The organism is Streptomyces sp. H27-D2 (assembly GCF_035828615.1).
GTDB lineage: Bacteria > Actinomycetota > Actinomycetes > Streptomycetales > Streptomycetaceae > Streptomyces.
Map to the genome: position 1 here is coordinate 1 of NZ_JAYMZR010000057.1, position 17451 is coordinate 17451.

Annotated in this window: 13 protein-coding genes; 7 read left to right on the forward strand and 6 right to left on the reverse strand. The window is 71.9% G+C overall.

Annotated features, from left to right (window positions below):
* Together QMK28_RS21185 and QMK28_RS21190 are read right to left on the reverse strand one after the other, a co-directional pair.
* The coding region (locus tag QMK28_RS21185) for a glycosyltransferase family 2 protein (RefSeq protein ID WP_326440318.1) at positions 1 to 1892 on the reverse strand (1892 nt) is incomplete at its 3' end.
* Between the two features lie 309 nt (positions 1893 to 2201).
* Complete coding sequence (locus tag QMK28_RS21190; protein WP_326440320.1) at positions 2202 to 2465, reverse strand: WhiB family transcriptional regulator; 264 nt, start codon at positions 2463 to 2465, stop codon at positions 2202 to 2204.
* Positions 2466 to 3204: 739 nt separating this feature from the next.
* On the opposite strand from QMK28_RS21190, the gene QMK28_RS21195 reads away from it, so the two are divergent.
* Genes QMK28_RS21195 through QMK28_RS21205 form a run of 3 tightly spaced genes read left to right on the forward strand, consistent with a single transcriptional unit; the run spans position 3205 to position 6026 of the window.
* Positions 3205 to 3699: a cysteine dioxygenase gene (locus QMK28_RS21195; protein WP_326440322.1), complete on the forward strand. Its 495-nt coding sequence runs from the start codon at positions 3205 to 3207 to the stop codon at positions 3697 to 3699.
* Between the two features lie 12 nt (positions 3700 to 3711).
* Positions 3712 to 4671 carry a 2-phospho-L-lactate transferase gene (gene cofD, locus QMK28_RS21200; RefSeq protein ID WP_326440324.1) on the forward strand — a complete coding sequence of 320 codons (960 nt, stop codon included), beginning with the start codon at positions 3712 to 3714 and terminating at the stop codon, positions 4669 to 4671.
* A complete protein-coding gene (locus QMK28_RS21205) occupies positions 4668 to 6026 on the forward strand; it encodes a coenzyme F420-0:L-glutamate ligase (RefSeq protein ID WP_326440326.1) in 1359 nt (452 codons plus the stop codon). Before cofD ends, QMK28_RS21205 begins: the two co-directional genes overlap by 4 nt.
* Before the next feature lie 146 nt (positions 6027 to 6172).
* Here QMK28_RS21205 and QMK28_RS21210 read toward each other — a convergent pair whose 3' ends face one another.
* The 3 genes from QMK28_RS21210 to QMK28_RS21220 form a co-directional block, all read right to left on the reverse strand.
* Positions 6173 to 7099, reverse strand: a complete 927-nt coding sequence (locus QMK28_RS21210) for a DNA-3-methyladenine glycosylase family protein (protein WP_326440328.1) — start codon at positions 7097 to 7099, stop codon at positions 6173 to 6175.
* A gap of 107 nt (positions 7100 to 7206) precedes the next feature.
* Positions 7207 to 8289: a nucleotidyltransferase family protein gene (locus QMK28_RS21215; protein WP_326440330.1), complete on the reverse strand. Its 1083-nt coding sequence runs from the start codon at positions 8287 to 8289 to the stop codon at positions 7207 to 7209.
* A 158-nt stretch (positions 8290 to 8447) separates the two neighbouring features.
* Positions 8448 to 9800: a peptidoglycan recognition protein family protein gene (locus QMK28_RS21220; protein WP_326440332.1), complete on the reverse strand. Its 1353-nt coding sequence runs from the start codon at positions 9798 to 9800 to the stop codon at positions 8448 to 8450.
* 147 nt (positions 9801 to 9947) lie between these two features.
* Here QMK28_RS21220 and QMK28_RS21225 point away from each other — a divergent pair, with 147 nt between their 5' ends.
* The 4 genes from QMK28_RS21225 to QMK28_RS21240 all read left to right on the forward strand — a co-directional run bounded on the left by QMK28_RS21225 (position 9948) and on the right by QMK28_RS21240 (position 16006).
* Positions 9948 to 10718: a TIGR03089 family protein gene (locus tag QMK28_RS21225; RefSeq protein ID WP_326440334.1), complete on the forward strand. Its 771-nt coding sequence runs from the start codon at positions 9948 to 9950 to the stop codon at positions 10716 to 10718.
* 161 nt (positions 10719 to 10879) lie between these two features.
* The gene (locus QMK28_RS21230) at positions 10880 to 12181 is read left to right on the forward strand and encodes an LCP family protein (RefSeq protein WP_326440336.1); all 1302 of its coding nucleotides are present in this window, start codon (positions 10880 to 10882) and stop codon (positions 12179 to 12181) included.
* A 202-nt stretch (positions 12182 to 12383) separates the two neighbouring features.
* Positions 12384 to 14222 carry an LCP family protein gene (locus tag QMK28_RS21235; RefSeq protein ID WP_326440338.1) on the forward strand — a complete coding sequence of 613 codons (1839 nt, stop codon included), beginning with the start codon at positions 12384 to 12386 and terminating at the stop codon, positions 14220 to 14222.
* Between the two features lie 77 nt (positions 14223 to 14299).
* Positions 14300 to 16006: an LCP family protein gene (locus tag QMK28_RS21240; protein ID WP_326440340.1), complete on the forward strand. Its 1707-nt coding sequence runs from the start codon at positions 14300 to 14302 to the stop codon at positions 16004 to 16006.
* Positions 16007 to 16189: 183 nt separating this feature from the next.
* On the opposite strand, the gene QMK28_RS21245 is transcribed toward QMK28_RS21240, so the two are convergent.
* Positions 16190 to 17233 (reverse strand): glycosyltransferase family 2 protein, encoded by a 1044-nt coding sequence (locus QMK28_RS21245; protein WP_443050787.1) that lies wholly within the window; start codon positions 17231 to 17233, stop codon positions 16190 to 16192.
* Positions 17234 to 17451 lie beyond the last annotated feature (218 nt).

Consider the following 17451-nt stretch of genomic DNA (forward strand, 5'->3'; position numbering starts at 1 on the left):
GGCCACACGACCGGGGTGAAGACGGTGGTGAAGGTCAGCAGGAGCGCGTACGCCCAGGCGGCGCGCCAGCTGGGCCGCGCGCTCCCGGCGCGCGCGCCGGGCTTGCCGCGGGGGAAGGACGCCGCGACGGCTGCCCGTGCCATCAGCGGCAGGACGACGGCGAGTACGGCGGTGCCGAGCCGTCCGCCCGCGAGCGCTCCGGTGGCGGCCGGCAGGAAGGCGTAGGCCACGCTCGCCCAGGCGCGCAGCAGTCGGGACTCGACGAGCGGCCGGGAGGCGAAGTAGGCGGTGAGTCCGGCGAGCGGGACCGAGCAGACGAGCAGCAGGGTGATGGTGAACCCGGTGCTGCCGAGGAAGACGGTGGCGACCGTCGCGAGGACGGCGAGGTAGGGCGGCGCGGACATGGTGTCGCCGACGCCGACCGGGTGCCAGCCGTCGAGGTAGCGCGACCACAGGTCGGTGACGTCGGCGGGGGCGGGCAGCAGCGCGCCGCCGGAGAGCGCTCCGGAGCCGAGCAGTTCGCGGCAGGCGATGAGCGAGATGAGCAGCAGGGCCAGGAAGAGCACCGGTCCTGGCTTACGCGCGATCCGCTTCAGCCGTGCGAACTGTTCGACCTGGAGAAAATCCGCGTCGTCATCACCGGGGCCCGACTCGACGACGCCGTGCCGGCTGCCCGCCGCGACGTCCGCGTCCGCCCGGCCGCCGAAGTGGCCGGCGATCTGTTCCACGGTGGCGCGCACCGTCGCGCCGGGCGGCGGGAAGAGCGGCCTCAGCTCGGCCGCGTCGCCCGTCGGCTTGCCGCGCCGTCGGCGGGCGGCGAGGATTCGGCCCGGCCGCAGCAGCACCCCGAAGAGCCCGGCGAGTTCGTCGAGCGCCTGGCCGGGGGCTTTGCCGACCAGGTAGGCGAGGGTGCGCAGCAGGGTGCCGAACACGACCCGCAGCAGGACGTAGGGCAGTCCGCCGCCGCGGGTGTTGGCGAGCAGTGTGTAGACGGCTCCGGCCTTGTCGACGCGGTGCGGGTTGACCGCGGAGCGGCCGGCGCAGTCGATGGGGCGGCGCTCGCGGGCGGACGCCTCGGCGTGCCGCAGCACCGCGTCGGGTGCGACGAGGACCTGGTGGCCGGCCGCCTGGGCGCGCCAGCAGAGGTCGACGTCGTCGCGCATCAGCGGCAGCCGTCGGTCGAAGCCGCCGAGTTCGTCCCATACGTCGCGGCGGATGAGCATGCCCGCGGTGGAGACGGAGAGGGTGGGCCGCACCTGGTCGTGCTGGCCCTGGTCCTGCTCGCGCCGGTCGAGGCCGGTCCAGCGGCGTCCGCTGCGCGCGATGCTGACGCCGACTTCGAGCAGTTGTCTGCGGTCGTACCAGCCGCGCAGCTTGGGGCCGATGATCGCGGCCGAAGGCGTGGAGTCGGCGACCCGCAGCAGTTCGGTGAGCGCCTCGGGTTCGGGCGCGCAGTCGTCGTGCAGCAGCCAGAGCCACTGCACGGGTTCACCGTGCGGCAGTTCGGGCATGTCGTAGGCGTCGTCGCGCCAGGAGCGGGTGACCGGGTCCCAGCCGCTGGGCCGTTTCAGATACGGCAGTTCCTCCGGGGTGAGGACCCCGGCGGTGCGGACCGATTCCTCGACGGCGGTGCCGAAGCCGGTGCGGCGGGCGAGGTGCAGCACGCGTTCGGCGCCGAAGGACTCGGTGAGCAGCCGGGCGGACGCGTCGGCGCTTCCGGTGTCGGCGCCGACGGCGTTCTGTACGGGTCGCTCCTGGCCGAGGAGCCCGGAGAGCACCTCGGGGAGCCACCGGCTGCCGTCGTGGGAGACGAGCACGGCGGTGACGACGTGCCGAGGGAACTCAGGAGTGGCAGCCGGGTATGGGTCTGCCTGCTGGCTGTGCGCGGACATCGAGGTACGGGCCCTCCGACCGGGGTTTCGGGGGCCCGCGACGGCGGCGCTGTGGGCCGGGGCCCCCGGATAACGCTGTACTGGACTGCGGTGGACGCGCGCGCCCCGTGGGAGCGTTGGTGCGTCTCGGACGGGGCCCCACACTAACGGCTCAGGTCCGTGTGCCGTCCGGCTGCGTCGGGTCCGTACACAGCGGTCCGCCTCCCGGAGTGCTGCCGCGGGAGGCGGACCGATCGTCACGCGTCTTGCTATGCGTTGAATTGTTGTGGCTTGCGAGCGGCCGGGGTAAGAACCGGCCGCGCCGGGTGTTCAGACGGCGGCCTTCTTGAGCCGGCGGCGCTCGCGTTCGGACAGGCCGCCCCAGATGCCGAACCGCTCGTCGTTGGCGAGAGCGTACTCAAGGCACTCGGGACGGACCTCGCAGGCGAGGCAGACCTTTTTGGCCTCGCGGGTGGATCCGCCCTTCTCCGGGAAGAACGATTCGGGATCGGTCTGAGCGCACAGCGCGCGCTCCTGCCACCCGGGCTCCTCGTCCGCCTCCTCGACCAGCAGTTGCTGGAACAGCTCGGTCATGTGCGCCCCTCGTCTGTCTTCGCGTCCCCGTGGTGTTGCCGTCGCCGGAACCGGCGGAACGACACGAGTGAAATTACAAGTGCGCCGATCCGGGCCAGTCAAGCCAAGATCTGCTATTGGGCCTCTTATTCACTCTGCGGAACCAAGGTTATGCGGAAAGTGTTCAAATCGCCATAAACGGTAACGGCCTCACTTGCCACCCTTGGGACCCGCCTTTCTTCACGTTCATCGCGTGCGTCACATTCATCGCGACACGTGCGTCACGTGCATCGCGAAGCACGTTCGTCACGAAGGAAGACGACGCGAGCGTCGATCACGTTGCGAGCCGAGCGCCGGAGCGAAACGGATCACATTCCGATCACAGGCGCGCACCGACGTTTGCGAGTCCGGATACCGCGCCATCTGTCCGCGCCCTGAGATGCACAAACCTTTCGCCGCCCACAGCAACCGGATGAGGTGAAACATTGTCCGCAAACCGGACATGAGGTTGACAAGAGGACGCCGAGCCGCTCTTCTTGGTTTCATGTCAGTGACCTCTTCGCTCCGCCTCGCCCGTGTCCACGGGTTCGGTCGTGCTGCGCAGGCTCGCTGTTGTTGTCCCAGCTGTTGACACCGTCGACGCCGTCCGGGTTTCTCCGACCCGCTTGAGCTCCGGTCACCGCTGCACTGCCGCATCTCTGCATCGCCTCCGCGCGCCGCACTCCTGCGCACCCGCACTCCTGCCGAGGAATTCCCGCACATGAACAGCGACGTCCAGATCGCCGGCGACCCGCTCGCCATCGCCCACCTGCTGCCGCCGGTTCCCGCCCACCCCGACACCGTCGCCGGGTTCGCCGGGCTGGCCCAGGCCATCGCGGCCGACCGGGACTGCTGGGCCCCGCTCGTCGAGTACGACGCCACCACCCGCTGGTACCACCGGCTGCGCGTCGGCCCCGGCTACGAGGTGTGGCTGCTCAGCTGGGTCCCCGGACAGGGCAGCGGGCTGCACGACCACGGCGGCTCCTCGGGTGTGCTGACGGTCCTGCAGGGCGAGTTGACCGAGCGCACCGGCAGCTCGCGGCAGCCGCTGGGCCGCGCGGCCCAGCGCGTGTTCGCCCCCGGCTACGTCCACGAGGTGGTCAACGACAGCCTGGAGCCCGCCGTCAGCCTGCACATCTACTTCCCCGGCCTGACCGAGATGGCCATGCACACCGCCCAGTGCTCACCCTCCGCCCTCGAAGGGGCCCGGGGCTGACAGACTGACCGCATGCGCATTGTGGTCCTGGCCGGAGGCATCGGCGGCGCCCGATTCCTCCGCGGCCTTCTGTCGGCCGCCCCCGAGGCGGACATCACGGTCATCGGCAACACCGGTGACGACATCCATCTGTTCGGGCTGAAGGTCTGCCCCGACCTCGACACCGTGATGTACACGCTCGGCGGTGGCATTCACGAGGAACAGGGCTGGGGCCGGACCGACGAGTCCTTCGCGGTCAAGGAGGAACTCGCGGCGTACGGCGTCGGACCCGAGTGGTTCGGCCTGGGCGACCGCGACTTCGCGACGCACATCGTGCGCACCCAGATGCTGGGCGCCGGCTACCCGCTCAGCGCCGTCACCGAAGCGCTGTGCGCGCGCTGGCAGCCGGGCGTGCGGCTGCTGCCGATGACGGACGACCGGGTCGAGACGCATGTGCTCGTCGACACCGAGGACGAGGGCCGCAAGGCGGTGCACTTCCAGGAGTACTGGGTGCGGCTGCGCGCCTCCGTGCCGGCGCACGCGGTCATCCCGGTCGGCGCGGAGCAGTCCAAGCCCGCCCCTGGCGTGCTCGACGCCATCGCCGCGGCCGACATCGTGCTCTTCCCGCCGTCCAACCCGGTCGTCAGCATCGGCACGATCCTCTCGGTGCCCGGCATCCGCGAGGCCATCGCCGACGCGGGCGTGCCGGTCGTCGGCCTCTCCCCCATCGTCGGCGGCGCGCCCGTGCGCGGGATGGCCGACAAGGTCCTCACCGCCGTCGGCGTCGAGACCACCGCCGCCGCGGTCGCTCAGCACTACGGCTCCGGGCTGCTCGACGGCTGGCTCGTCGACACCGCGGACGCGGGCAGCGTCGACGAGGTGGAGGCCGCGGGCATCCGCTGCCGTGCGATTCCGCTGATGATGACGGACGTCGCGGCCACCGCCCGGATGGCCGCCGAGGCCCTCGCGCTCGCCGAGGCGGTACGGCTGTGAGCCCGCGCGAGAGCGGGTCCGGCGCGCGCCCCGGCTACCCCGCCTTCCAGGTCTGGGCGCTGCCCGGGATGCCCGAGGTGCGGGCCGGTGACGACCTCACGAAGCTCATCGCCGGGGCGGCCACCGCCGCCGGGCTGCCGGGACTCGCGGACGGCGACGTGCTCGTCGTCACCTCCAAGATCGTCAGCAAGACCGAGGGCCGCTCCGTCGAGGCCGCCGACCGCGAGGCGGCCATAGACGCCGAGGCCGTACGGGTCGTCGCCCGGCGCGGGCCGACCCGGATCGTCGAGACCCGGCACGGGTTCGTGATGGCCGCGGCCGGCGTGGACGCCTCCAACACCCCGTCCGGCACCGTGCTGTTGCTCCCCGAGGACTCCGACGCCTCGGCGCGGACCATCCGCGCCGGGCTGCGCGAAACGCTCGGCGTGGACGTCGGCGTCATCGTGACCGACACCTTCGGCCGCCCCTGGCGCAACGGGCTGACCGACGTCGCGATCGGCGCGGCCGGCGTACGGGTCCTCGACGACCTGCGCGGCGGCCTGGACGACCACGGCAAGGCGCTGGGCATGACCGTCGTCGCGACCGCCGACGAACTCGCCGCCGCCGGCGACCTGGTGAAGGGCAAGGCCGACGGCCTCCCCGTCGCGGTCGTCCGCGGGCTGCCGCACATCGTGGGCGACGCCGAGGACCCCGCCGGCAGCGGCGCGCGGCCCATGGTGCGCAGCGCCGGGAGCGACATGTTCCGGCTCGGCACCTCGGAGGCCGTACGCGAGGCGGTCACGCTGCGCCGTACGGTCCGCGACTTCACCGACGACCCGGTCGACGCGGGCGCCGTGCGGCGGGCGGTCGCCGCGGCCGTCACCGCTCCCGCGCCGCACCACACCACCCCGTGGCGGTTCGTCCTGCTGGAGTCCCAGGACTCGCGGGAGCGGCTGCTCGACGCGATGCGGGACACCTGGATCACGGACCTGCGGGCCGACGGGTTCACCGAGGAGAGCGTCGCCAAGCGGGTCCGCCGCGGCGAGGTGCTGCGCCGGGCGCCGTACCTCGTGGTGCCGTGCCTGGTCGCGGACGGCGCGCACACGTACCCGGACGCCCGGCGGAACACCGCCGAGCGCGAGATGTTCGTGGTCGCGGCGGGCGCGGGCGTGCAGAACCTGCTGGTCGCGCTGGCCGGCGAGGGGCTGGGCTCGGCGTGGGTGTCCTCGACGATGTTCTGCCGCGAGGTGGTGCGCGAGGTGCTCGGGCTGCCCGGCGGCTGGGACCCGATGGGAGCGGTCTCGGTCGGCTACCCGGCGGCTCCGCCGAAGGACCGGCCGGCTCGGGACGTGGAGGCGTTCATCGAGGTTCGGTGAGCGAGCTTCGGTGAGCGAGGGTCAGCGCCCGAGGGTCAGTGCCCGTTGCCGGCGGGGGCGCGCGAGGGTGCGGCGCGCGCCCGGGGGCGCGGGTTTTCGGCTCCCATGGGTGCGACTTGGTGAGAGTCGGTGAGAGTCGGTGAGACTCACAAGCCCCGGATGTCGTTCACCGCGTAGCGCGGGGCCCGGCGCGGCGGTGCGCTGCCCCGGAGCAGGATCAGCCGGGTGGCGCGGTGCCGCTGGCCCTCGTACGGCGTCAGCAGTTCCAGCATCGTCGCGTCGTCCGTGCGGTGCGCCCCGGTGAGCGAGTAGCCGATGATGCGCGGCAGGTGCAGGTCGCCGACTGTGACCGCGTCGGGCGCGCCGTGGGAGCGCTGGAGCGTCTCGGCGGCCGTCCAGGGGCCGACGCCCGGTACGGCCTGAAGCCGGGCCGCCGCGGCGGCCGGGTCCATCCCCGTCGTCTCCTCGATCCGGGCGGCGGCGCGGGCGGCCCGCACGATCGCCGCCGACCGCTTTCCGTCGACGCCCGCCCTGTGCCACTCCCAGGACGGGATCAGCGCCCAGCCGCGCGCGCTGGGCATCACCCGCATCCGCTCGTCGGGTCCGCCCGGTCCGGGAGCGGGGCCGGGAGCGGGCTCGCCGTGCCGGCTGAGCAGCAGCCGCCAGGCCCGGTACGCCTCGTCGCTGGTGACCTTCTGCTCCAGAATCGACGGGATCAGCGATTCGAGCACCAGCCCGGTGCGGATGAGCCGCAGGCCGGGGTTGCGGCGGTGCGCCTCGTGCACCAGGCGGTGGCGGGGTGTGAAGGCCGCCGGGTCGTCGTCCCCGCCCAGCAGTGCCGGGAGGCCGTCCAGCAGCCACTGCGCGCCGGGCCCCCACGCCTCGGCCGAGACCCCGCCGCCGCCCGGGGTCAGCCGGATCGTGCCGGGTCCCGCGGGGGTGCGGCTGGCGCGCCAGACGGAGCCGTCGGGCGTAACGCGGTACGCGGGGTCGCCGGGGCCGCGCCGCAGGACGCCCAGGTTGCGTCCGAGGTCGTACGGTCCCGTCGGGGACCATGAGCGGATGGCGGCCATCCTGCCAGGGTAACCACCGGCGACGGCGGCCCCCCGCGACCCTCAGCGCCCCCGCTCACGTCAGTGCTTGCTCGACGCCTACCCGACGCCTACCCGACCTGCTCGGCCTACTGGTCCGAGGAGAACCGCACCGCCGCGTCCGGGAGCCGCGCGCCGCACCAGATCCGGACGCCGTCGCGGAGTTCGTTGTCCGCGCCGACCACCGCGCCGTCGCCGATCACCGCGCCGTGCAGCACCGTACGGGCGCCGATCCGGGCCCCGGCGCCGACCAGTGAGTCGTGCAGCTGCGCGCCCGCCTCGACGACCGCGCCGTCCAGCACCGCGCTGCCGTCGATCCGCGCGCCCGCGCCGACCCGCGCGCCCGCGCCGATGACCGTGCCGCCGGTCAGCTTGGCGTCGGCGGCGACCTCCGCGCTCTCCATGACCAGCCGGTCGCCGCAGCGGCCCGGCACGGCCGGGGAAGGGGCGCGGCCCAGGACGAGGTCGGCGGAGCCGCGGATGAAGGCCTGCGGGGTGCCGAGGTCCAGCCAGTACGTGGAGTCGACCATGCCCTGGAGGTGCGCTCCCGAGGCCAGCAGGCCGGGGAATGTCTCGCGTTCGACGGAGACCGGGCGGCCGGTGGGGATGGTGTCGATGACGGAGCGGTTGAAGACGTACGCGCCGGCGTTTATCTGGTCGGTGACGATCTCCTCGGGCGTCTGCGGCTTCTCCAGGAAGGCGCTGACCCGGCCGTTCGCGTCGGTGGGCACGAGCCCGAAGGCCCGCGGGTCCTCGACCCGGGTGAGGTGCAGCGAGACGTCCGCGCCGGACGACTCGTGGGTGCGCACCAGGGCCGCGATGTCGAGGCCGGTCAGGATGTCGCCGTTGAAGATCAGGACCGGCTCGTCGGGGGCGGAGCGCAGCAGCGGGGCGACGTTGCGGATCGCGCCGCCGGTGCCGAGCGGCTCGTCCTCGGTCACGTACTCCAGGTGCAGGCCCAGCGCGGACCCGTCGCCGAAGTGCGGTTCGAAGACCTCGGCCAGATAGGAAGTGGCGAGCACGATGTGATCGATGCCGGCGGCGCGGGCGCGGGCCAGCTGGTGCGTGAGGAAAGGGACTCCGGCGGCCGGAACCATCGGCTTGGGCGTGTGCACCGTAAGGGGGCGCAGCCGGGTTCCCTTGCCCCCGACCAGGAGGATCGCTTCTGTCACCGTGTCGTCTCTGCTTCCTGCTAGGGCCTGTTCCGCGAGCCCAGCCGGAACCCGGAACAGGCCCTAGGGGCCGGCGGGGTTCCGCGGCCGGTGGCCGGGGAAAGGCCGGCGGCCAGTGTATGCAGACCTCAGGAGGTCAGCGGCCCTGATCGCGGAGGTCAGCGGCCCTGCAAGCGGGCGGACGCCGTACGGGCGGCTCCCATCCGGTCGTAGAGGCGGTCGCCGGGGCACGCGGTGGCGACGCCGTCGCGGTGTCCGGAGATCACATTGAGCTGGACCTTGGCGCCCTTCGCGAACTTGTTGCTGCCCGCCGAGACCAGGGTGACGACGCCGCGCGGGTTCGCTCCGTACAGTCCGAGTTTCCAGGCGGTGAGCTTGGCGATAGCCGTCAGCACCGCCGCGGGCGGCTCGTCGTCGGTATACGTACCGAGGGCAGCGATGCCCGTGCTGTCGGTGTTGAAACCGAGAGTGTGCGCGCCCATCACCGCCTTGGTCACGCCGCCCGCGCGGCCTTCGTAGATCGTGCCGCACTTGTCGATGAGGAAGTTGTAGCCCATGTCACGCCAACCGCTGCTCTTGACGTGGTAGCGGTAGATGGCGCGAATGACGGACGGGGCCTCCGCACAGGTGTAGTTGTTGCCGGTGGCGCTGTGGTGCACGAAGGCGGCCTTGACGGTGCGGGTGTAGCCGAGGGTCTGCTCGCGCAGGGTCTCGTCCGCGCCCCAGCCGGCCCGGCTGACGATCTCGGGCCGCTCGCCGATGTAGGGGTTCTGGCCGGGCCGCAGCGGCGCGCCGTCGGCCGCCGTCTCATCGGTCCTCGCCTCGCCCTCCATCGCCTCGCCCTCCCTCCCCTCGCCGGTCGCGCCGGTCGTCGCGTGGTCCGCCGCCGGCTGGTCCCCCCACTCGTCGAGCGGGGGCGGGGGCGGGGCGGGCACCGCGCGCCCGGCGTGTTCGGCCGGGGCGGCGGGTGTCGTCCCGCCGGCGCCGCCGGGGTTCACCAGTTCCAGCCGCAGGCCGGCGGGCAGCGGCCGGTGCGCACCGCGGTCGGAGGCTTCGGGGCTGACGCGCAGCTCCACGCCGTCCGAGTCGCCCACCCACAGCGGGGCCGTGCTGCCGCGCACCCGTCCGCTCCGGCGCTCGGCCGAGCCCGGGTCGGCGGCGTCGTCGTTGTGGGCCTGTACGTCCTGCCAGCGCGACCAGGCCGCGCCGCCGGTCGGCCGGTTCCGTACCTGGACCCGGGCGTGCAGGTCCGCGGCGGCGTCCTTCCAGACCACGCCGACCAGCGAGTACGGCTTGACGTCGCGGGCCGGCAGGTTCCGTCCGGCCGAGTCGGGGCGCCCGGTCGCCGTCCGCTCCGAGGGGGCGAGCGGCAGCGACTGGGTGCTGCCCGGCCGGGGTGCGGAGCCGGCGGCGTGGGGTGCGGACGCGGTCGCGCCCAGCGGGAGCACGAAGGGGAGCATCAGGGCCGTCGTGCAGGCGGCGCCGATCGAGGTTGCGAGAAATATGCGCATGTTCCAGATCGTGAACGCAAGGTACAAATCTGTCTATTCGTAAGATGACGGACAGTCGCCGAACAGCGGTCGCGGCATCCCGCGAACCACCCGGACGGCTCTCCCGCGACACTCTCGGCCGACACCCCGCGACGTACCCTTGCGCGGATGAACGCCACCGATCGCACCTTCGCCGACCTGCTGCGATCCGCGCTCGCCGCGGAGCCTGCCCGCCCCCTCGTGACCTTCTACGACGACGCCTCCGGCGAGCGCGTGGAACTATCCGTGGCCACCTTCGCCAATTGGGTGGCGAAGACAGCCAACCTGCTCCAGGGCGACCTCGGCGCCGAGCCCGGCGACCGGCTCGCACTGCTGCTCCCCGCGCACTGGCAGTCCGCCGTCTGGCTGCTCGCCTGCTCGTCCACCGGCGTCATCGCCGACGTGGGCGGCGACCCGGCCGCCGCCGACCTCGTGGTCAGCGGCCCGGACACGCTGGAGGCGGCGCTCGGCTGCTCCGGCGAGCGGGTGGCGCTGAGCCTGCGGCCGCTCGGGGTGCGCTTCGCGCAGCCGCCGGCGGGCTTCATCGACTACGCGGTCGAGGCGCCCGCCCAGGGCGACCGCTTCGCTCCGTACGCCCCGGTCGACCCGGGCGCGCCCGCGCTGCGCGTCGCGGGGACCGACGGCGACCTGACGGCGGCGCAGGCCGTCGAGCGGGCCCGCGCCGACGCGTCGGCCCGCGGCCTGGAGCGCGGCTCCCGGCTGCTCTCGGGGCTCTCGTACGACACCTGGGAGGGACTGTCGGCCGGGCTGCTGGCGCCGCTCGCCGCCGACGGCTCCGTCGTGCTGTGCCGCAACCTCGACCGGCTGGCCCCCGAGGGCCTCGACAAGCGCCGGGAGAGCGAGCGGGTAAGCGCTGTGGCGACCGCCGCGGCCGGCTGAGGCGGTCGCCACCCGTCCGGCCCACAGCGGGCCCGGCCCCCGCGCCCGAGCGGCTTCCTCGCGCGATGATCGACGCAACGCACAACCAACAGCGCGGTTCGTCCGTCTATCCCCACGACCGGCGGGCCTAGCCCGGTAGGACGCCGTCGACTCCGTAAGGGATGGACGCAGACGTGACCGACAGCCCAGGCACGCCAGGCGAACCGAACGTCCCCCCGCAGCCGCTGCCGACGCCGCGGCGCCGGTGGCTGCGGTGGGTGGCGCTCGGCACCTCAGTGGTGGTGCTGGGAGCGGCCGGCGCGGGCTGGTACCTCTACAAGAAGCTCGACGGCAACATCAGGACCGACTCCGCCACCACCAGCGAACTCAAGCGCTACGAGGCCGAGCGACCGCCCGCGATAGTGCACGACGCGCAGAACATCCTGCTCATCGGCTCGGACAACCGCGGCGGCGGCAACGGCAAGTACGGCCGGGACAGCGGCACCCAGCGCTCGGACACCACGATCCTGCTGCACGTCGCCGCCGACCGGCGCAGCGCGACCGGCATGAGCATCCCGCGCGACCTGGTGACGGGCATCCCGGCCTGCCGGAAGTCGGACGGCAGCCGCTCGAAGCCGCAGAGCGCGCAGTTCAACTGGGCGTTCGAGTTCGCGGGGGCCGCCTGCACGATCCGTACGGTCGAGCAGATGACCGGCGTGCGCGTCGACCACCACATGATCGTGGACTTCAACGGCTTCAAGAAGATCGTCAACGCGGTGGACGGCGTCGATCTCTGCCTGGCGGAGCCGATCAAGGACAAGGAAGCCCATCTCGACCTGCCCGCGGGGCGGCAAGTGCTGCGCGGCGAGGACGCCTTGGGCTACGTCCGGGCCCGCTACAGCATCGGCGACGGCAGTGACACCGAGCGGATGGACCGGCAACAGGAGTTCCTGGGCGCGCTGGTGAAGAAGGTGCAGAGCGACGGGGTGCTGCTGAACCCGGCGAAGCTCTACCCGGTGCTGGACGCCGCGACCTCCTCGCTCACCACCGACGAGGGCCTGGACACCCTCAAGGACCTCTACAACCTGGTGCGCGGGATGCGCGGCATCCCCTCGGACCAGATTCGGTTCCTGACCGTGCCCCGGCAGCCCAACGCGAACGACCCCAACCGCGACGAGTTGGTGCAGCCCGCCGCCGACAAGCTGTTCAAGCGGCTGCGGGACGACCGGCCGGTCACCGTGCGGGCGGACGCCGGGAAGGACAAGAAGAAGCCCGGCGGCAGCGACGGCAGCGACCGCAGCACCGACGGCAGCACCGACGAAGCGGTCTCCGACAGCCGGTCGGCAGAAAAGGCCGAGAAGGGGATGGACGAGACCTCGTCCGGTCCGAACAGTCCGAGCGGCAGCCCGACGCCGTCCTATCGCGGAACCACAGCAGACCATGACATGTGCGGCCAAAAGGCGGACAAAAGGTACAGTCATTAACTCGAAGGGATTGAGCGGAATGCCCAGTTGTAGGGGAGTGGAATGTGTCACCGGCGTCGCGTGCCCCTGAACTGGGCGGATAGTGTGAGCGATCCAGTCAGCCCCGACAGGATGACCGGGCAGCTCAGAACGTGCATAACCGACATGCCGAGCGTCTTGAGGGGGAGGCGCCGCGTGGCACTGACGGAGGATTCAGGCGACCGTGGACGCGCAAGGCCGTGGGCAGGCGGGCGACATCGATCCCGCTGATCAGTGGGTGTTGGACCCGGACACCGGCAACTATGAACTGCGACTCGACACCGCCGGTGGACAGGCGGCGCCTTCTCGGCGAAAGCTGCGCAGAGCCTCCAACGACGCCGAACAGGCGTCCGAAGCGACAGACGCGCCACGCGCCCGTCGCGGTGCGGGCAGCGGTACGGGCCGGCGCGCTGAAGGCGATGGCACGAGCCGTCGCGAACGGAGTGCGGAGAGCCGGGACGAGGGCAAGGCCGAGGGCCGTGGCGAGGGCCGTGCGGAAGGCCGCGCCGAGAGCCGTCGCGGCGTGCCCGAGCAGCGCAGCCGCCGGGCCGTTTCGGCGAGCGCGAGCGCGAGCCGACGCAAGCCCAAGCCGAAGAAGTCCGGCAAGAAGAAGGTCCTGTACTGGACCTCCGGCGTCATGGGCTTCGTGCTCGTTTCGGGCTGCACCGGGGCGTACTTCCTCTACCAGCACTTCAACGGCAACATCAATACGGTCGACATCGGCGGCGCCGGCAGCGGCAGCGCCACCAGCGACGGGCCGGTCAACATCCTGGTGCTGGGCACCGACACCCGGAAGGGCCAGGGCAAGGGCTTCGGCGACGCGGAGAGCGTCGGCCACGCGGACACCACGATCCTCTTCCACGTCTCCAAGGACCGCTCCAACGCGACCGCGTTGAGCATCCCCCGCGACCTGGTCACCGATGTCCCCGACTGCCCGACCAAGCAGAAGGACGGCTCGACGAAGGTCGTCCCGGGCGAGTCCGATGTCCGCTTCAACACCAGCCTCGGCCAGGGTGGCCGCGACCCCGGCTGCACGATGCGTACGGTCAAGGACCTGACCGGCCTCAAGGTCGACCATTTCATGATGGCCGACTTCAACGCCGTCAAGACGCTCTCGTCCGCGGTGGGCGGCGTCGACGTCTGCCTCGCCAAGGACATCGACGACCCCGACTCGCACCTCAAGCTCGCCAAGGGCCGCCACAACGTGCAGGGCGACGACGCCCTCGCCTTCGTACGGACCCGCCACTCGGTCGGTCTCGGCGGCGACTTGAGCCGGATCGAACTGCAACAGCAGTTCCTCAGCTCGATGATGCGCAAGATGAAGTCCAACGACACGCTGACCAGCCCCACCAAGCTGTTCAAGCTGGCGAACGCGGCGACCGACGCGCTGACGGTCGACACCGGGATCGGGACCATCAAGCGGCTCAGCGACTTGGGCAAGGACCTCGGCCAGGTCAACATCAAGCGGATCACCTTCGCGACGGTCCCCGTGATCGACAACCCGACCGAGAAGGTCAAGGCGACGGTCGTGCTCAACGAGGAGCCCGCCGAGGACCTCTTCGCGATGCTGCGGGCCGACAACTCGCTCACCGAGGCCAAGAAGAAGCAGAAGGCCGCCCAGGCCGCCAGGCTCAAGGGCCCCAAGGCCGACGCCGCCGACGTCCGGGTCAAGGTGCTCAACGGCAGCGGGCAGTTCGGCGCGGCCCAGAAGACCCTGGACTGGATGCAGAACCAGGAAGACATGCTCCGCTCCAGCAACGGCGGCAACGCCCCCGGCGAACTGGGCAAGACGAGCCTGGAGTACGCGCCCAACCAGGCCGACCAGGCCCGGCGGCTCGCCGACCTGATGGGGCTGCCCGCCTCCGCGATGAAGCAGGGGAAGAAGGACGCCGCGCCGCTGGCCGAGATGACTCTCACCCTCGGCAAGGACTTCAAGGGGCCCGGCGAGCCCGTCTCCGCACCGACCAAGGCGCCGGAGGGGTTGCAGAAGGTCGGGGCGGAAAAGAGCGTCTGCGCCAAGTAGGCCAAGCAGAACGCCCATCCACGCGGAACGCCCGTCCATCGGGCCGGATCACCAATGAAGTAAACGGGGAGGGCCCGATGCGGCAAAGCAATGTTCGTGGGGAGAGGGCGCGCCGAGGCGGCGCCCCCGGCGCCCTGGATCTCGGCTGGGACGACACGCTCTACGGCGGCGAACCGGACGGCGGGGGCGACGGCGAGAGCGACAGACGCCGCGGGCCCGCGGCCGGGAGCGGTGGGAAGAGCAGCGGGAAGAGCGGTGCCGGCGGCAGCGGCCGGAAGACCAAGGGCCGGATAATGCGCTGGTCGGCGGGGGCCCTCGCGGTGCTGATCCTCGGCACGGCCGGCGCCGGCTACCTCTACTACCAGCACCTCAACGGCAACCTCCGCAAAGGCGCGCGCAGCGGCAACGAGTCGGACCCCGACAAACCCGAGCCCAACGCGCACGGCCAGACGCCGCTCAACATCCTGATGATCGGCTCCGACAGCCGGAACACCAAGGAGAACCTCAAGCTCGGCGGCAGCAAGGACAGCGTCGGCGCCAAGCCGCTCGCCGACGTGCAGATGCTGCTGCACGTCTCGGCCGACCGGAAGAGCACCTCGGTCGTGAGCATCCCGCGCGACACCCGGGTCGAGATCCCCGACTGCGCCGACGCCAAGACCGGCAGGAAGTACCCGGCCGGCAACGCCATCATCAACACGACGCTGGCCCGCGGCGGCCCCGGCTGCACGCTGGCCACCTGGCAGAACCTCACCGGCGTCTACATCGACCACTGGATGATGGTGGACTTCGCGGGCGTGGTGAAGATGGCCGACGCGGTCGGCGGCGTCGAGGTCTGCACCAAACAGAACGTCTGGGACCGGCCGCTGCCGGGCGTACCGAGCGGGGGCGGCTCCGGCCTCAAGCTCAAGAAGGGCCCGCAGAAGATTCAGGGCGAGACCGCCCTGCAGTGGCTGCGCACCCGGCACGCCTTCTTCAGCGACCTCGGCCGCGCACAGGCGCAGCACATGTACATGAACGCGATGATCCGCGAGTTGAAGGCGCAGAACGTCTTCACCGACAGCGGTCGGCTGACCGACCTCGCCGAGGCGGCCACCAAGTCCTTGCAGGTCTCCGAGGAGATCGGCTCGGTGAAGAAGCTCTTCGACGTGGCCATGCAGCTCAAGAGCGTGCCGACCGACCGCATCACGATGAGCACGATGCCGACCGCCGAGGACCCGCAGGACCGCAACCACCTGGTGGCGGACGCCACGGACGCCGACAAGGTGTGGGCGATGCTGCGCGACGACGTCCCCTTCGACGCCAACGGCGAGAAGAAGACGGGCAAGAGCGGTGGGGCCGCCAAGAAGAAGGGGCCCGCCGCGTCGCCGTCCGGCTCGATCGCGGTGAGCGTCGTCAACGGGACCGCCGGGGAGAGCCAGTCGCCGGTGAGCGGCCGCGCCGCCGCGCTCAGCTCCGTACTCGTGAACAAGGGCTTCGGCAAAGCCTCGGCCAACCTCACGCCGCAGCCGGCGGAGAAGACCACCCTCATTTACCCGGACAAGGCCGGCCCGCAGGGCCGCGCCGACGCGCTGGCCGTGGCCAAGGCGCTCAAGCTGCCGACGAGTTCGGTGAAGGGCTCCGACCAGGTCGCTTCGGTCACCCTGGTCATCGGCGCGGACTGGCGCGAGGGCTCGGAGTTCAACAAGCCCACCCCCGACGAGGGCGGCGTCCCGAAGAGCGCGAACTCCCTCAACGGCTCCGACAAGAAGAGCTGCATGGATGTGTACGCGCCCTACCGGTGGTGACGGTGCGACGGGTTCTCTGACGACGATGGCGACGCGCTCGCGCTGAGCCCCACCGTTTCGAACGGAACGTCAAAACGGCCGCTCCCGACCTGACGAAGGTCCGGGAGCGGCCGTTTCGGCGTTCGTTTTCAGCGCTCGGTTCCGGCGCCGGCCGATCGCGCCGGCCGACGGTACGGGAGGGGCTCAGCCGTTGGCCGGCTCCGTGCCGTTGACCGGCTGTGTCACGGCGGGGCGGCGGCTCGCGATGACCTTCTTCGCGAGCGCCCGCGGGCTGGTCAAAAAGCCCCAGCCCCACGACATGTGCATGGTGGCGAGCGCGACCGGGATCTGCAACCGGGCCTTCAGGGGCAGGCCCTCGCCCGCCGGGACCGAGCCCGCCGCGATGGCCGCGAGATAGCCGGCCGGCACGACGAAGGCCCACGGTGTGACCAGCGCGCCCAGCAGTACGCCCGCCGCGATGGCCACGACCGCGGTCGGCGGCGCGAGGTAGCGCAGGTTGATCGAACCGGGGTGGTAGCGGGCGACGACGTGACGCCAACGGCCGTAGTCCTTGTACTGCTTGGCCAGCGCGCGCACGCTCGGGCGCGGCCGGTAGGAGACCAGCAGCTCCGGCGAGAACCAGATCAGCCCGCCCGCCTCGCGGATGCGGAAGTTCAGCTCCCAGTCCTGGGCGCGGACGAACTCCACGTTGTAGCCGCCCTGTTGCTCCAGCGCCTCGCGGCGGAACACCCCCAGGAAGACGGTCTCGGCGGGGGCCGCCTCGCCGCCGGTGTGGAAGGCCGCGTTGCCGACGCCGATCTTCGAGGTCATGGCGGCGGCGACGGCGCGTTCCCAGTCGTTCTCGCCCTCGGCGTGCATGATGCCGCCGACGTTCTGCGCGCCGGTCTCGCCCAGCAGCCGCACCGCGGTCGCGATGTAATTCGGGGAGAGCATCCCGTGGCCGTCCACCCGCACCACCACTGGGTGCCGGGACGCCTCGATCGCCGCGTTGAGCGCGGCGGGCGTACGGCCCGTGGGGTTCGGCACGGTGTGCACTCGGGGATCCTCGCGGACGAGCTCGGCGGCGATCTCCTCGGTCCGGTCCGAGGACGGGCCGATGGCGATCACCACCTCCAGCTCGCCGGCGTACTCCTGCTCCAGGATGTGCCGGACCGAGGAGCGCAGATGCCGCTCCTCGTTCAGTACCGGCATGATCACGGACACGGCGGGGAGCTGCTGCTCAGACATCGCGTTCATTGCGGGTCACGTTACCGCCAATGGCGGACACCGGTGCACGCCGCCCGGGTGGCAGTGGCGGCGCCCGGCGGCGTGGGGCCACATGTCATAGATCGTATGGACTTATGTTGACCGTGGTTCCGCCTCGCGGTTCCGCACCGCGGGTCCCGCGCAGCCCAGCCCGCGCAGCCCAGCCCGCTCAGCCCAGCCCGCGCGCAGCCAGCCCGTCG

Excerpts from the sequence above, each read along its gene's own strand:
- QMK28_RS21190 (WP_326440320.1), bottom strand. The coding sequence starts at position 2,465 with ATGACCGAGCTGTTCCAGCAACTGCTGGTCGAGGAGGCGGACGAGGAG.
- QMK28_RS21195 (WP_326440322.1), top strand. The coding sequence starts at position 3,205 with ATGAACAGCGACGTCCAGATCGCCGGCGACCCGCTCGCCATCGCCCAC.
- cofD (WP_326440324.1), top strand. The coding sequence starts at position 3,712 with ATGCGCATTGTGGTCCTGGCCGGAGGCATCGGCGGCGCCCGATTCCTC.
- QMK28_RS21210 (WP_326440328.1), bottom strand. The coding sequence starts at position 7,099 with ATGGCCGCCATCCGCTCATGGTCCCCGACGGGACCGTACGACCTCGGA.
- QMK28_RS21220 (WP_326440332.1), bottom strand. The coding sequence starts at position 9,800 with ATGCGCATATTTCTCGCAACCTCGATCGGCGCCGCCTGCACGACGGCC.
- QMK28_RS21225 (WP_326440334.1), top strand. The coding sequence starts at position 9,948 with ATGAACGCCACCGATCGCACCTTCGCCGACCTGCTGCGATCCGCGCTC.
- QMK28_RS21230 (WP_326440336.1), top strand. The coding sequence starts at position 10,880 with ATGGACGCAGACGTGACCGACAGCCCAGGCACGCCAGGCGAACCGAAC.
- QMK28_RS21240 (WP_326440340.1), top strand. The coding sequence starts at position 14,300 with ATGCGGCAAAGCAATGTTCGTGGGGAGAGGGCGCGCCGAGGCGGCGCC.
- QMK28_RS21245 (WP_443050787.1), bottom strand. The coding sequence starts at position 17,233 with ATGTCTGAGCAGCAGCTCCCCGCCGTGTCCGTGATCATGCCGGTACTG.